12 protein-coding genes are annotated in these 14,211 nt (G+C 65.0%); 6 read left to right on the forward strand and 6 right to left on the reverse strand.

Features of this window, described 5'->3' with window-relative positions:
- Nucleotides 1–18 precede the first annotated feature (18 nt).
- Genes ACYQ7X_RS10945 through ACYQ7X_RS10955 form a run of 3 tightly spaced genes read right to left on the reverse strand, consistent with a single transcriptional unit; the run spans nt 19 to nt 3,604 of the window.
- Nucleotides 19–600 (reverse strand): PqiC family protein, encoded by a 582-nt coding sequence (locus ACYQ7X_RS10945; protein ID WP_459697056.1) that lies wholly within the window; start codon nt 598–600, stop codon nt 19–21.
- Entirely contained in the window at nt 597–2,285 is a 1,689-nt protein-coding gene (locus tag ACYQ7X_RS10950; RefSeq protein ID WP_459697057.1) for a PqiB family protein, read from the reverse strand. Before ACYQ7X_RS10950 ends, ACYQ7X_RS10945 begins: the two co-directional genes overlap by 4 nt.
- Nucleotides 2,282–3,604 (reverse strand): PqiA/YebS family transporter subunit, encoded by a 1,323-nt coding sequence (locus ACYQ7X_RS10955; RefSeq protein ID WP_459697058.1) that lies wholly within the window; start codon nt 3,602–3,604, stop codon nt 2,282–2,284. The genes ACYQ7X_RS10950 and ACYQ7X_RS10955 overlap by 4 nt, the downstream gene beginning before the upstream one ends.
- Nucleotides 3,605–3,784: 180 nt before the next feature.
- On the opposite strand from ACYQ7X_RS10955, the gene ACYQ7X_RS10960 reads away from it, so the two are divergent.
- Nucleotides 3,785–4,309: a hypothetical protein gene (locus tag ACYQ7X_RS10960; RefSeq protein ID WP_459697059.1), complete on the forward strand. Its 525-nt coding sequence runs from the start codon at nt 3,785–3,787 to the stop codon at nt 4,307–4,309.
- A gap of 25 nt (nt 4,310–4,334) precedes the next feature.
- Here ACYQ7X_RS10960 and ACYQ7X_RS10965 read toward each other — a convergent pair whose 3' ends face one another.
- Nucleotides 4,335–4,946, reverse strand: coding sequence for a flavin reductase family protein (locus ACYQ7X_RS10965; RefSeq protein ID WP_459697060.1), 612 nt, complete (start codon nt 4,944–4,946; stop codon nt 4,335–4,337).
- Nucleotide 4,947: 1 nt separating this feature from the next.
- Nucleotides 4,948–5,898, reverse strand: coding sequence for an agmatinase (speB, locus tag ACYQ7X_RS10970; RefSeq protein ID WP_459697061.1), 951 nt, complete (start codon nt 5,896–5,898; stop codon nt 4,948–4,950).
- Between the two features lie 104 nt (nt 5,899–6,002).
- Here speB and ACYQ7X_RS10975 point away from each other — a divergent pair, with 104 nt between their 5' ends.
- Nucleotides 6,003–7,226: a CaiB/BaiF CoA transferase family protein gene (locus ACYQ7X_RS10975; protein WP_459697062.1), complete on the forward strand. Its 1,224-nt coding sequence runs from the start codon at nt 6,003–6,005 to the stop codon at nt 7,224–7,226.
- Nucleotides 7,227–7,372: 146 nt separating this feature from the next.
- Here ACYQ7X_RS10975 and ACYQ7X_RS10980 read toward each other — a convergent pair whose 3' ends face one another.
- Complete coding sequence (locus ACYQ7X_RS10980) at nt 7,373–7,573, reverse strand: hypothetical protein (RefSeq protein WP_459697063.1); 201 nt, start codon at nt 7,571–7,573, stop codon at nt 7,373–7,375.
- 142 nt (nt 7,574–7,715) lie between these two features.
- Here ACYQ7X_RS10980 and ACYQ7X_RS10985 point away from each other — a divergent pair, with 142 nt between their 5' ends.
- The 4 genes from ACYQ7X_RS10985 (at nt 7,716) to ACYQ7X_RS11000 (ending at nt 14,204) form a co-directional block, all read left to right on the forward strand.
- Entirely contained in the window at nt 7,716–9,056 is a 1,341-nt protein-coding gene (locus ACYQ7X_RS10985; RefSeq protein ID WP_459697064.1) for a L,D-transpeptidase scaffold domain-containing protein, read from the forward strand.
- Nucleotides 9,057–9,466: 410 nt separating this feature from the next.
- Nucleotides 9,467–11,434, forward strand: coding sequence for an ATP-dependent nuclease (locus tag ACYQ7X_RS10990; protein ID WP_459697065.1), 1,968 nt, complete (start codon nt 9,467–9,469; stop codon nt 11,432–11,434).
- A gap of 479 nt (nt 11,435–11,913) precedes the next feature.
- Nucleotides 11,914–12,876, forward strand: a complete 963-nt coding sequence (locus ACYQ7X_RS10995; RefSeq protein ID WP_459697066.1) for an isopenicillin N synthase family dioxygenase — start codon at nt 11,914–11,916, stop codon at nt 12,874–12,876.
- Nucleotides 12,876–14,204, forward strand: coding sequence for an amidohydrolase family protein (locus ACYQ7X_RS11000; protein WP_459697067.1), 1,329 nt, complete (start codon nt 12,876–12,878; stop codon nt 14,202–14,204). The genes ACYQ7X_RS10995 and ACYQ7X_RS11000 overlap by 1 nt, the downstream gene beginning before the upstream one ends.
- The last annotated feature ends 7 nt before the right edge of the window (nt 14,205–14,211 follow it).

Below are 14,211 nucleotides of genomic sequence, written 5' to 3' on the forward strand. Positions count from 1 at the left end.
ATCCGCGCAGGGCGCGGCTCAGCTGGCCGCGATCGTCGCGGCCAGGCGGTCAGCGAACTGCCCCCAGGCGACGCTCATCGCCGCCGCCTGGGCGGCCACGCCCTGCCCTGCCGGAGCCGCCACCAGCCGCAGGTTCTGGATCGCCGGAGCACGCCGGCCATCGGCGAAGGTCACCTCCATTTGCGCCACCAGCACCACGCTGCCGGAGGCATCCTCGTCGAAGCGGGAGACATTGATCGCGACGGTCGCCGAAGGCTTGGCAGCGAGCGTGCTGCTCTCGGTCAGCACCGTCGCTCCCGGCAGACGCTGCCCAAGCTCGGCGCCGAGCACGCGGCCGAGCATGGCGGCGAAGGGCTCTCCCCACCAGTCATTCTGTTCGACCGCGATGCGGAAATCGCTCGATGACCGAACAACGAACTTCCGATCGAGATAGGGCGCGATCGCGATATCCTGCAGCAGGATGGTGCGCCCGGCATTCGGCTGCACCGGCCCAGGGACCGTATCGAGGGTGTAGAGCACCGGATTGGGCGAGGCGCAGCCCGCTGGCAAAGCCGCCAGCACCAGCAGCCCGAACGAAACCTGGCGGCGCGAAAGCATCATTGTTGAACCCCCGTAGCGGTGCGGCCGCGGATCAGCGCCTCCGGATGGCTCGCCAACAGATCGGCCAAGGCGCGGAAGGAGAGTGCCATATCATTCAGCTGCGTCATCAGCTGCGTGAGCTGGCGACTGAAATGGGAATCGCTCCCATAAGAGGTATTGGCCGAGACGAGCACGGCGTTGAGATTGGCGACCGCGCTGTTCAGCTGCCGCGTCAATTGCGGCAAGCTCTTCATCGCGGGGCCGATATCGGTGTTGAGCTGCCTCACCAGCGTCTGCGAGGCGGCGAGCGTCCCGGCGAGCGCGGAGACCGCCTGCTGTGTCTTCGGCCCGTTCGTCAGAGTGTCGAGACCGTTCAGCGTGTCCGTGAGGCTCGCCGACATCTTGTCGAAGGGCAGCGCGTTGATCTTGTTGAGAAGGGTGGTGACGGAGGAGCTGATCGAATCGAAGGCGCCCGGCGCGGTCGGGAACACGATCTCATCCCCCCGCAGCCTGACCTCCGCCGGTGGCGCATCCGGCACCTCGACGAGCGCGATTTCACTTTGCCCCGTCAGGAGATTGGCCTTCTGAATCTGCGCCCGGGCGCCGTGGGCGACCAGGTTGCGCAGATTGGCGAGCGGTCCGGCCGCTTGCACCTGCTTGGTGATGTTCTTGATCCGCCCGGGCTGCACTTCGAAGTGGACGGGCGCCAGGATCTTGTGCTGGTCGGTGTCATAGACGATCGATACGCTGGTGACCTGGCCGATCTTGAGGCCATGCAGCGTGACCGGGGAACCGGGCCCGAGACCGGAGACCGAACCCGAGAAATACGAGACGAAATTGACCTTGCGCTGGTAGCTCGATTCATCCGCCGCCTGCTTGCTGTCATAGAGCGGAAAGGCATAGTGGGATGCTGCTTCCCCACCCGTAGATTCGTCGGGCGTTGAAAAGGCAACGCCGCCGAGCAGAAGCGCGTTGAGCGACTGCACCTCCACATGAACGCCTGACGCGCCGAGATTGATGGAAAGGCCGGAGGAGTTCCAGAAGCGGCTGTCCTCATGCACATAGGCATCGTAGGGCGCGCGCACGAAGGCGTGGATCGTCACGCTTTTCGCCATATTGCCGATATCCCAGCCGAGCACCTGGCCGACTTCGAGATCGCGGAAGAATACCGGCGCGCCGAGGGTGACGGAGCCGATGCGGTTCGCTTTGAGCAGGAAGGTGCGCCCCGGCACGACCGATTGCAGCACCGGCGGATCTTCGAGGCCGACGAAATGCGTCGCCGGCGCGCCACCACTCGGGCTCGGCAGGAGGTCGATATAAGGGCCGGAGAGCAGCGTGCCGAGGCCGGACAGGCTGCCCGCGAAAAAGCGCGGCGTCACGATCCAGAACTTCGTATTCTTGGTGATCAGCGGGGTCGCATCCCGCGTCATCTGCACGGTCACGTTCACATGGTTCATGTCCGGCGTGAGCTTGACGGCGGTGACGGTTCCGAGCGTCACATCGCGATGCTTGACGACCGATTGCCCGGCGACGAGCCCGCTGCCCTGATCGAAGGTGATGGTGATGCGGGGCCCGCGCTTGGCATAGGTATCCCATACGAGCCAGCCGCCGATCGCGAGCGTCGCGATCGGGATGATCCAGATGAGGGAGAAGCGGCGCTTTCCCTTCTTCTGCACAACGGATGTTTCGATCGGAGGTTCGTTCATGTGTCTCTACCGCTTTCGTCCGCGCCTGCGGCGTCCCACATCAGCCGGGGATCAAATGACTCGGCGGCGAAGATCGTGATGATCACGACCCCCGCGAAGGCGATCGCGCCGACGCCGGGTTCGATCGTCACGATCGCGCCGAACTGGACCAGGGCCACCAGAATCGACTCCATGAAGATATCGATCATCGACCAGCGCCCGATGACGGAGACGATGCGATAGAGCCGCACACGATCCACAAGCCTTTCCCGCCGCCTGAGCTGTGTCATCACCAGCAGCAGGACGAGGCCGACGAGCTTGAGCATTGGCACCATCACGCTCGCGAAAAAGACGACGAGCGCGAGCGGATACATCTTGGCAGCGATCAGCTCTTCCACGCCGCCGAGGATCGTGCTCGGCATGCCGGAGCCGAGCTGCACCACCGTCAGCACCGGATAGACATTCGCCGGAATGTAGAGGATGGCAGCAGCGATGACGAGCGCCCAGCACCGGGCGATGCCGTTCGGCTTGCGGCCGTGCAGCCGGCTGCCGCAGCGCCGGCAGTGATGCCGCCCCTCACCTTCAGCCAGCGCCACCTTCTCGCAGGTTTCGCAGGCGAGAAGAGCCTGCCGGTGCCGGGCCAGCGCGCCGAAGCTCGCCCCGGTTGCGGGCGCCGAAGGATGGCCGACAGCGCCGCGCCGCTCCATCTCCTCCCAGACGGCTTGCCGGTCGAGCGCCGCATCCGCCGCGATCGTCGCCAGCATAAGGCCGACCAGCGCATAGACGGCGAAGCCGACATCGATATGCACGAGGTCCACGAGTTTGACGTAAGCGACGAAGATGCCGATGAGATAGACTTCCACCATCGCCCAGGGCCGCATTCGTTCCACCCAGGAAAAGACGAGGCGGAGATGCCGCGGTGGCCGCGCGAGCCGCAGCCCGATCAGCACATAGGCGGTACCGATAAGCTTGAGGAAGGGAGCGGCGACCGTGGTGAACAACACGACGAGCGCCAGTTCCCAGATGCCCTGCAGGTCAAGCCGCTCAGGCCCGGTGAAGAGATCGGCGCCAAGCGTAATGCCGGAGGTGCTGACCCGCATCAGCGGCATGGAGACGGCGACAGCGAAACAGACCAGGGCGGTCAAGGTCAGCGCAAGGCCACGCCCGAGGGGATTGCGCCGCACGCGGCGGAGCGAAACGCCGCAGCGTGGGCAGACGGCGACCGCGGGTGCATGCATGGCCGGGAGTTTTTGCAACAGCCCGCAATGCCGGCAGATCATCGGCATGGCAAGGGTCGCCGCAGCGATGTCCGTGCTCGCCGCCCAGGCCGTGGTTCTCATCAGCGGCGCCGCCTGTATCCAAACCGCAACATCCCTGGGCCGCTCATGCTTCGCTTGCTGATCTGAGGCGTGACCTGATAGCGTTTTCGTGAAGTCGTCAAGCGGCAAGGCCGCGAAACCTGCGCGGCGCGGCCCCCATCCGGCTGGCCGGCGTTGCTTGATGACGTTTGGGAGGCGCGCATGGCCCGATCGTTATTTTCCCGTAAAGCAATCATCGGTCATCATCGAAAGAGCGACGGTGGCGCACCGCGGGCGCGCAAGCAGGCGCTGGGCGCCGGGGCGCTTATCACCCTCGCACTCCTCGGCGGCTGCGCCAGCCAGCAGACGGTATCCGGCCCCGTGCAGCAGCCAAGCGGGACAGTGACGATGCATCAGGTGCAGGCAGCCTTTATCGGCGCCGGCAGCGGCGGCACCGGCACGCTTTATTTCCAGGGCCACGCCTATCCCTTCACAATCGCCGGCCTCGGGCTTGGCGGTATCGGCGCCTCCACGATCGACGCGACGGGCGAAGTCTATAACCTCCATAGCCTCGCTGCCTTCGCCGGCCCCTATGTCCAGGGGCGGATGGGTTTCGCTTTCGGCACGGCAAGCAAAGGTGATCTCTGGCTTAAAAACAATGCCGGCGTCACGCTGCATCTGCACGCTAAGCGTGAGGGGCTGATGCTCAGCCTCGGCGGGGATGCGATGGTGATCACCCTCCAATAGAGCGCGCCCAGCCGCCCGCCCCGTCTCAGCGCGGGCGGATCATTTCGAACAGCGTGGTCGCCGCTATGTAATCGCCGCGATAGCCGCAGCGGCCGAGCGGGGCGGCAGCGGCGGTATCGAACCGGCCCTCGTGCAGGAAGCGCGGGTCGATATGCACGGCGACGATCTGGCCGATGACGAGGTGGTTCGAGGACGGCTCGCCATTCAGCCCGGCCAGATGAGTGATCGAGAGCTTGCGGCATTCGAGCGCCGCCGCGGCCCGCGCCACCCGCGGCGGGCGGACCAGCCGGCACGGCGCCTTCTCAAGCCCCGCCAGCTCCATCTCATCGACATCATGCGGCACCGAGGCCGAACTCCGATTCATCGCCTCGGCCAGTTCGAGCCCGGCGAGGTTGCAGACGAATTCCCCCGTCTCCGCCACATTGCGGACGCTGTCCTTCAGCCCGTTGCTGGAGAACATCACCATCGGCGGATTGTCCGAGACCATGTTGAAGAAGCTGTAGGGCGCGAGGTTGACACGGCCCTCCCGGTCCATCGTTGAAATCCAGCCGATCGGGCGCGGCGCCACGATCGCCTTCAGGGGGTCGTGCGGCAGGCCATGCCCGGCCGCCTGCTCGTAGAAATAGCTCTCGGTCATCTCACCGCTCCCTGCGGCCGAGCGCGATCACGCTCAGCAGTTCGAACATCATGGTCGCCCCCGTCAGCGCGGTCAGCCCCGTCGGGTCGAGCGGCGGCGAGACCTCGACCACATCGGCGCCGACGATCCGCACCCCAGCCAGCCGCCGCAGCATGAACTGCGCCTCGCGCGCCGAGAAGCCGCCGATCTCGGGCGTGCCCGTGCCCATTGCGACTGAAGGGTCGAGGCTGTCGATATCGAAGGAGACATAGCTGGGCGCCCCGCCCGCGATCGCCACTGCCTCCGCCATCACCGCCTCCGCCCCCCGGGCGGCGTATTCCTCGATGAAGATCTGGCGGATGCCCTGGGCGCGCGCCCAGGCGTGATCCTCCGCGCCATAGAGCGAGCCGCGCAGCCCGATCTGCACCATCCGGCGCGGATCGAGCATCCCTTCCTCGATCGCGCGGCGGAAAGGTGAGCCATGGGTGAAGGGGTTCTCGCCAAAATAGGTATCGTTTGTATCGGAATGGGCGTCGAAATGGATGAGCCCCACCGGCTCGGCCCGGCCGACCGCGCGCAGGATCGGCAAGGTGATGAGATGGTCGCCCCCGGCGCTGAGCGGAATGGCGCCTGCCGCCACCACCTCGGCGAAAAATGCCTCGATCCGGCGGAGCGAATCCCGCAGGTCGATCGGGTTTACCGGGCAATCGCCGAGATCCGCCACCTGCAGCACCTCATAGGGTGAGATGCCGAGCGCATGGTGGTAGCGCCGCATGAGGCTCGACTGGTTGCGGATTTCGCGCGGCCCATGGCGGGCGCCGGGCCGGTTCGTCGTTCCGCCATCGAAGGGCACGCCGATGAGCGCGACATCGAGCCCCGCGGCATCCGCCGCCGCCGGCAGGCGCATGAAGGTCGCGGGTCCGGCGAAACGCGGGACGAGAGCTGCGTCGATCGGCTGGTTGAACTGCTGCATGGCACGCTTCCTTCCGGGCTGACCGAGAGAGTGCCCGCCGCGCTCCGCTTGATCAACGCCGCCGGCTGGTATCCTCTCTCTGGCTGCTTCTCCAAGGATGGACCATGGCCGGCGCTCTCTCTCACCTTCGCGTGCTCGATCTCTCCCGCGTGCTGGCCGGGCCCTGGGCGAGCCAACTGCTCGGCGATCTCGGCGCCGAAATCATCAAGATCGAGCGGCCGGGCACGGGGGACGATACGCGCGGCTGGGGTCCGCCCTTCCTCAAGGATGGCGCGGGGCAGGATACGCGGGATGCCGCCTATTTCCTCTGCGCCAACCGCAACAAGCAATCCGTCACCATCGACATCACCCGGCCCGAGGGCCAGGCGATCATCCGGGCGCTTGCCGAGCGCTCAGACGTGCTGATCGAGAACTTCAAGGTCGGCGGCCTCGCGCAATATGGGCTGGATTACGCGAGCCTCGCAGCCATCAACCCCCGCCTCGTCTATTGCTCCATCACCGGCTTCGGCCAGACCGGCCCTTATGCCGAGCGCGCGGGATACGACTTCCTGATCCAGGGCATGGGCGGGCTGATGAGCATCACCGGCCGGCGGGAGGACGAGCCCGGCGCCGGGCCGCAGAAAGTGGGCGTGGCGCTGACCGACGTGCTGACCGGCCTCTATGCCTCCAACGCCATCCTGGCCGCCCTCGCCTGGCGGGAGCGGTCAGGCCGCGGGCAATATATCGACCTCGCTTTGCTCGACGTGCAGGTGGCGAGCCTTGCCAATCAGACGATGAACTATCTGGTGACGGGCACGCCCCCGCGCCGCATGGGCAATGCCCATCCTAATATCGTGCCCTATCAGGATTTCCCGACCGCGGATGGGGCCATGATTCTCGCCGTCGGGAATGACGGCCAGTTCGCCAAGCTCGCGCTCGTCGCCGGGCATCCGGAATGGGCGGCCGATCCCCGCTTCGCCACCAATCGCGCGCGGGTGGAGAATCGCGCGGCCTTCGTCGCGGCCTTCAGCGCCGTCTCGGTTTTGCGCAAGACGAAGGAATGGGTCGCGGCGCTGGAAGAGGCGGGCGTGCCCTGCGGCCCGATCAACGATCTGGCGGAGGTTTTCGCCGATCCGCAGGTGGTGGCGCGCGGCACGCGGCTTTCCCTACCGCATGCGGCCGGCGGCGATGTCGCCCTCGTCGCCAATCCCATCCGGCTTTCCGAGACGCCGGCCGAATACCGGTCTGCCCCGCCGGCTCTCGGCGAGCATACGGCCCAGGTACTGCGCCAAACGCTCGGCCTCAGCGAGGCGGAGGTGGAGACGCTGGCCAAAAACGGCGTGATTTGAAGGAAGCGACAGGCCGAGGACGGCGACAAGTCGCGACGAGCACCGACGATCATGCCGGGCGCGAAAAGGCCGGGAGAGGCACGGTCAGGCTTCGGCCCGAGAACCCGTGAGGGCCCGCGTGCCGAAGCCTGACCGCTTAGAGCTGATCAGCCGCGGGCCGGCGGAACCGGGGTCGGCGCGGGCGCCGGCGCGGGCTGCACCACCGGGGCCGGAGCGGGGGCCGGCGGCGGCGGCGGCTTCGGGCTCGCGCAGGCGGCGAGCGCCATGACGGGAAGCACGACGGCAAGCATCGCTGCACGACGCAGCAGCTTGCGGGAACCTTCTGTTCGCATGGAAACGGCGGTCATTCCGTAACTCCCTCGTTGGATGGCACGTAGACAAACGATAGCTTAAAGGGAATTCTTCCAGAAGTGTCAAACAACTCGTTGCGTGAATCGGAGAAAGCTCGCCTTGGCTCGCCAAAAGCTCTCGTCTTCCGCCGCGGCCCCGGTGTCGCGGCGTTTCACGCTCACGGGCGGCATGGCGGCCCTTGCAGCCAGCTGCATGCTGGCCGGGTGCGGCGGGCAATCCGACCTCGCGGCCGGAGGCTCGGCACTCAGCGCCGGCGATCTCTCGCCCGCGGCAGCGGCCGCCACCCCGGTCGGCCGGCGCTTAGCGGCGGGGCCGGGCCTCACGATCGGCGGTGAAGCGCTGGATGGCGCCTTGCTGCGGCAGTTCTATGCCCGCCATGGCTTCCAGCCGGTCTGGCCGCGCCATCCGGCCCAGGCGGCGGCACTCCGGGAGGCGGTGCTCAGCGCCGGCGATCAAGGGCTCGAACCCAGCCTCTTCCACGCGGAGCTTCTGCGCCGCCAGGCGATGCTCGCCCCGCTCGACCGCGAACTGCTGCTCTCGGATGCCGTGCTCACTTATGCCCACGCGCTGGCCCGCGGCGCGGTGCCGGTGGATCGCCGCGGCCCGGGCGAGTTCCTGACACCGCAGCCGATTGACGTGACGCTGGTGCTCGACAAGGCGCTGGCCAGCCCGCACCCGGCCAGGACGATCGACGCCCTGGCGCCGACGACGCCGACCTATCTCGGCCTGCGGCAGGCCTTGCAGGCCTATCGCGGGCTCAGCGCCACACCGCATGACCGGCTGCGCAAGATCGTGGTGAATATGGAGCGGGAGCGGTGGCTGCCGCGCCCCCTGCCCGCCGATCGGGTCTGGGTGAATGTCGCCGATGAGCGGCTCGTCTTCTATCGGGCCGGTCAGCCGGTGTTCAAAACGCGCGTCGTGGTCGGCCAGGACGTGACGATCAACCAGAGCCCGGAATTCCAGGCGACCATCAATTCGGTCTTCTATGATCCGCCCTGGGTGATCCCGCGCGACATCGTGGCGCGCGAGATCCTGCCGGCGATCCGCCGCAACGCCAATTACCTCGAGAAGAACGACATGGTGGCGCTGAGCAATGGCGAGGTGGAGCAGTTGCCGGGGCCGGATGCGGGCCTCGGCCTCCTCATGCTCGACATGCCAAACCGGTTCGACGTCTATCTGCACGACACGCCAAACCACCAGATCTTTAACCTCGCCGACCGCCGGATCAGCCATGGCTGCATCCGCGTGCAGGGGGTGACGAGGCTCGCCGCCCTGCTGCTGCAAGTGCCGCAGGAAGAGGTTGACCAGGGCATCACGCTTGACAAGACGACGCGGCACTTCCTGCCCTCGCCCATGCCGGTCATCATCGGCTATGAAACCGCCTTCGTCGATACCGATGGCAGCCTGCAATACCGGCCGGATTTCTACCATCGCGACGAGGCGATCTGGAAAGCGCTGCACCGGGGCGCGCGGGTGTGATGCCGCTTGCGGGAGGTGCGGACGTGAAAGGAAGGCAAGCCGTTCCTTCTTGAAAGAAAGAACCAAAGAACTTTCATAAGGATGCTCGGCGGAGCACACGACGCTTATGCGTCCCACAGCACACGTGCGAGGGAGCCGCCGGCAGGCGCAGGTCCGGTTATCCTGAAGCGGACATTGGGCTACCGGTCCGCTTCAGCCGACATGGGGGGGAAAAGAGACTGTCAGGTTCCAAGTGTCGGGACCCAAATACCGGACATTTAACTGGAGGCAAGGATGGGCCGCTTGCAGACCAGTCGCTTGTGAGAACACATGGGCAAGGCTGCCATTAAGCGAAGCGAAAGCGTTGGCCCCATTTGGCAACGTGTCGAGTGTCGTTTAGGCTATGGTTACTGGGGAGGGGGGAAGGCTGCTTGAGCGACACAGAATCAGAACATGACGCGATCGCCAATCCGGTCAAGGAAATCGTAGCGATCGAGGTCGTTGATGCCGATACGCCACAAGCGGAATCAAGCGACGTGCAAATCCTCAAGGACGCGGGCGACCTTACTAGTGCTGTTGCCTTTGTCAGCGATATTCCTGAACCTGGCAATGATGCTGCGACCCGTGATGGACAACCTGCGCTAGGCGTCACCGACACCCGCTCCAACCGCGCGCGCCGTTGGACTCGACTCGACTCGATCACGGTCCGAAACTTCAAAGCCACGCTAGAGGCCATAATCCCGCTCGGCCAAGTAACGATCCTGGTCGGTCCGAACGGCTCGGGTAAGTCATCGGTTCTTCAGGCTGTGCATTGGGCCGCGCGTGCGGCTAGCTACGTCCCGCCCAAGAACACGAGGGAGATGATTTCCTTCGAGCGACTCGACTACGTTCCCTCCAGCGAGCCGTTGCGCACGGCGCACAAGAGCGAACTAAAGACGGACTCGACCTCTACGCCAGTTGAGGTCGTCTTTTCGCACGCTCCGGTCGGGGAGGAACGGGCCGATGCCACGGTTAAGATTCGCGCAGCGCGAAATCGCGGGGGTATCACGGCGTATATTGAAGGCGGGAGCACAGTCACGCCCTACAAGCAGCGCTTCCAGTTCATCACCGCTTACATTCCGGGGCTTGCGGGCCTCTCCGAACGGGAGAGTATCCTCTCACAGCCGTCTCTTCGTAGACAAGCAGCCAGCGGAGACGCTGGCGGCGTCATGCGGAATATCCTTTTGAACCTTCGCAGCCGCCGCCTGAACGAGACCGACGAATCCGGGGGCATCGCGCGCCTCAAGCGACTCAATGAGTATGTCGGAAAGGTCCATCCTGGGATCAGCGTGAACGTGTCATTCGATGAACGTGAAGACTACTATATCTCTGCGACATATTCATCACCCGGTCTTGGCAACCAAGATCGGCCACTGGAAACCGCAGCGACTGGGCTGTTGCAAGTAATCCAGATCTTCGCATACCTGATCCTCTTTGAGCCGAAGATCATGCTTATCGACGAGCCTGATGCCCATCTGCATCCCGACAAGCAGGAGCGGTTGATTGAGACCTTGGAAGCGGCGGCAGCAGAGACCGAGACTCAAATTGTCCTGACGACCCATAGCCCTCACATTACCCGTGGCGCGAGTCTATCCGCGAAGTTAGTGTGGATGAACGAAGGGAAGGTCGAAACCGACGACGGAGAGGCAATCCGCCGTCTGCTAGGCTGGGGTGGTCTTGACAAGTCTGCGTTGTTCTTTGTCGAAGACGAGGATGACACGGCGCTTCGCCAGATCCTGCGTCAGTGGCCGGAGCTGTCCAGGCAGTTGGCCGTTTGTCGCTGCTTCGGGATTGATAATCTTCCCAAGGACAAGCTCTTGAGCGGACTGCTCGTCGACGGGCAGCTCAAGATAAAGGCGGTCATTCATCGAGACGGCGACTTCATGAGTGCCGAAGAAGCGCGGATGTGGAGTGATCGGTTTAAGACTGATGGCACGTTCCCTTGGGTGACATCGGGTTGCGACGTGGAGGCATATTTCTGCACTGCGTTGCACCTTGCAGCCCTCTACGGGGTGACGGTAGATGTCGCGGAAGGCTGGAGGACGGTCGCAGCCGATAAGGTTGGGCAAGCTAAGGAGACCTTCTTCTCGAAGCGTAAATTGGTGAACCGCGAATTGTATCCGGACGGCGGATCACCAAACTCGGAGGCTCTGTGGAGTGCCACTGGCGGAGTAGGCCCGGACACTGTGAAGGGCAAGAAGTTGCTGGCGGCCCTCAAAGGGATCGTCAAGGCCAACGGGTATGACGACAAGCTGCTGGATGCCTATCGTATCTCGAACAACCATGAAGTGGCTAGCGATCTCCGCGTTTTACTTGAGGACTGTCTTGCGGTGTCACAGGTAGCTGCCGAAAGAGCTTAATTTCGGGAAGTGGAAGCTGGTGGTCGATTTGCCTCTGCTTTGAACAAAGATTCACAGATGAACCGGTTTAGGGATAAGTGCTTCGGTGCTCTGAGCGGCAAAAATGGGCGCAGAGGAGCTGCTCAGACCCGGCTGGCGGAATGGCTGCCTTCGGGATTGCGCCTTCACCTGCTAGATAGCCCATTTCGGTCGATTCAAGCCAACGCCGATCCTCGCCTGAATGTCGGCTTCTCCTCTGTGCGGGACCCGTGACCCGCCCTTCCACTCCCGGCCCAAACCGGAAGTAGGGTCAATTTTCCCGAAGCCCGGCTTGGCTCGAAAGCCGATCCTTCATCCGCGCATCCTCCGGGCTTGCCCCGGCCCGCACCGTGTCGCGCTCCGCCGGCAGGGCACTTCCCCACCCTCCTCCGCACTGCTTGCCCCGCCCGCCGCCTGCCGGCATGATCGGTGCTTCGCCGCGCCCAGAAGCGAGACCCATCATGACCGATCTTCCCATCATCGACCTCTCGGGCTTGCGTTCCCCGAACCAAGCTGACCGGCGGGCGGTCGCGGCCGAGATCGGCCGGGCGTGCCGGACAGTCGGGTTTTTCTATGTGACGAACCACGGCATCGCGGAGAGCGTCGCCCAGGGCATCTTCGCCGCCGCCCGGGCCTTCTTCGCGCAAGAGGCGAGCGCGAAGGAGGCGCTCTCCATCAAGCGCTCCCCGCATAATCGCGGCTATGTCGGCCTCGCGGCCGAACGGCTCGATACCCGCGCGAACCCGGACCAGAAAGAGGCCTTCAACATCGGCTTTGATCTGCCGGCGGATGACCCGGAGGTGCTGGCCGCCAAGCCCTTCCGCGGCGTCAACCTCTGGCCCGATATCCCCGGCTGGCGCGCGCAGGTGCTCGCCTATTACGACGCCTGCATGGCCTTGCAGCTTGCCATCCATCGCGGCTTCGCGCTCGATCTCGGCCTCGCGGAAGATTTCTTCGCCGATAAGATGGACCGGCCGATCGCCACCCTGCGCCTCCTCCACTACCCGGCCGGTGAGCCGCTGGAAGGCGCCGAGATCGGTGCGGGCGAGCATACCGATTACGGCAATGTCACGATCCTGGCGACCGATGGCGTGGCAGGGCTTCAGGTGCGGAGGCGCGATGGCGTCTGGCTCGATGCGCCGCATATCGAAGGCGCCTTCGTCTGCAATATCGGCGATTGCCTGATGCGCTGGACGAATGACATTTATGTTTCAACCCCCCATCGGGTCTTGCGGCCGCGCGCCGAACGCTATTCGGTCGCCTTCTTCGCAGACGCTAATCCGGATGCGATCGTCGAGGTGTTGCCGACCTGCCTCAAGCCCGGCGAGGCGGCACTCTACCCGCCCATCACCTGCGCCGATTACCTCATGCAACGCCTCACCGCGACCTATGACCATCTGAAACCGGCGGGAGCCAGCGCCTGATGCTTGATCTCCTCATTCGCAACGCCACCCTGCCGGATGGCCGGCGGGATATGGATATCGGTGTCGAGGCTGGGCGCATCGTCGCGGTCGGGCCCCAGTTGGAGGCCGAAGCGCATGACAATATCGATGCCGGCGGCTACCTGCTCTCGCCCCCCTTCGTCGATCCGCATTTTCATATGGACGCGACGCTCAGCCTCGGCCAGCCGCGCATCAACCAGTCCGGCACGCTGCTCGAAGGCATCGCGCTCTGGGGGGAATTGAAGCAGCAGTTGACGGCGGAGGCGATCGCCGCCCGCGCGCTGCGCTACTGCGATCTCGCCGTCTCCCAAGGACTGCTCGCCATTCGCAGCCATGTCGATATCAGCGATCCGAAGCTCCTCGGCGTCCAGGCGCTCTTGCATGTGCGGGAGCAGGTGAAACCTTATCTTGACCTGCAACTCGTCGCCTTCCCGCAGGATGGCTACTACCGGGCCGAAGGCGCGGCCGATCTGCTGGCGAAGGCGCTCGACCTCGGCATCGAGATCGTCGGCGGCATTCCGCATTTCGAGCGGACGATGGAGGATGGCCGGCGCTCGGTCGAGGCGCTGTTCCGCATCGCGGCCGACCGGGGGCTCGCCATCGACATGCATTGCGACGAGACGGACGACCCGCTCTCCCGCCATGTCGAGACCATGGCGGCGGAGACGCAGCGGTATGGCCTCGGCGGGCGGGTCACCGCCTCGCATGTCACGTCCATGCATTCGATGGACAATTACTATGCCTCGAAGCTCATCCCGCTGATCGCGGAAGCAGGCATGAACGTCATCGCCAATCCCCTCATCAACATCACCCTGCAAGGCCGGCACGATAGCTATCCGAAGCGCCGGGGGCTGACGCGGGTGCCGGAACTGATGGCAGCCGGCGTCACCGTCGCCTTCGGGCAGGATTGCTGCATGGATCCGTGGTATTCGCTGGGCGGGGCGGATATGCTGGACGTCGCGCATATGGGGCTGCATGTCGCGCAGATGACCTCGCAAGAGGCGATGGCGCGCTGTTTCGCTGCGGTGACGACGGGTGCCGCGCGCGTCATGGGTCTTGAAGGCTACGGCATCGAGCCGGGTGCGCGCGCCGATTTCGTGCTGCTCCAGGCGCGAACGGCGGCGGAGGCGATCCGCCTGCGGGCCAGCCGCCTCCTCGTCTTCAAGGCCGGGCGGCTCATCGCGCAGAGCGCGCCGCGCGAGACAGAGCTTTACCTCGACGGCCGGCCGGGCACGGTGAACGGGGCGAGCTACGCGCCGCGCCCGGGCAGCGCGCCCCGGTTTGAGAGCGCCATCTCCCTCGAAGGCTGAAGGCGCG

This window comes from Acidisoma sp. C75 (genome assembly GCF_054665095.1).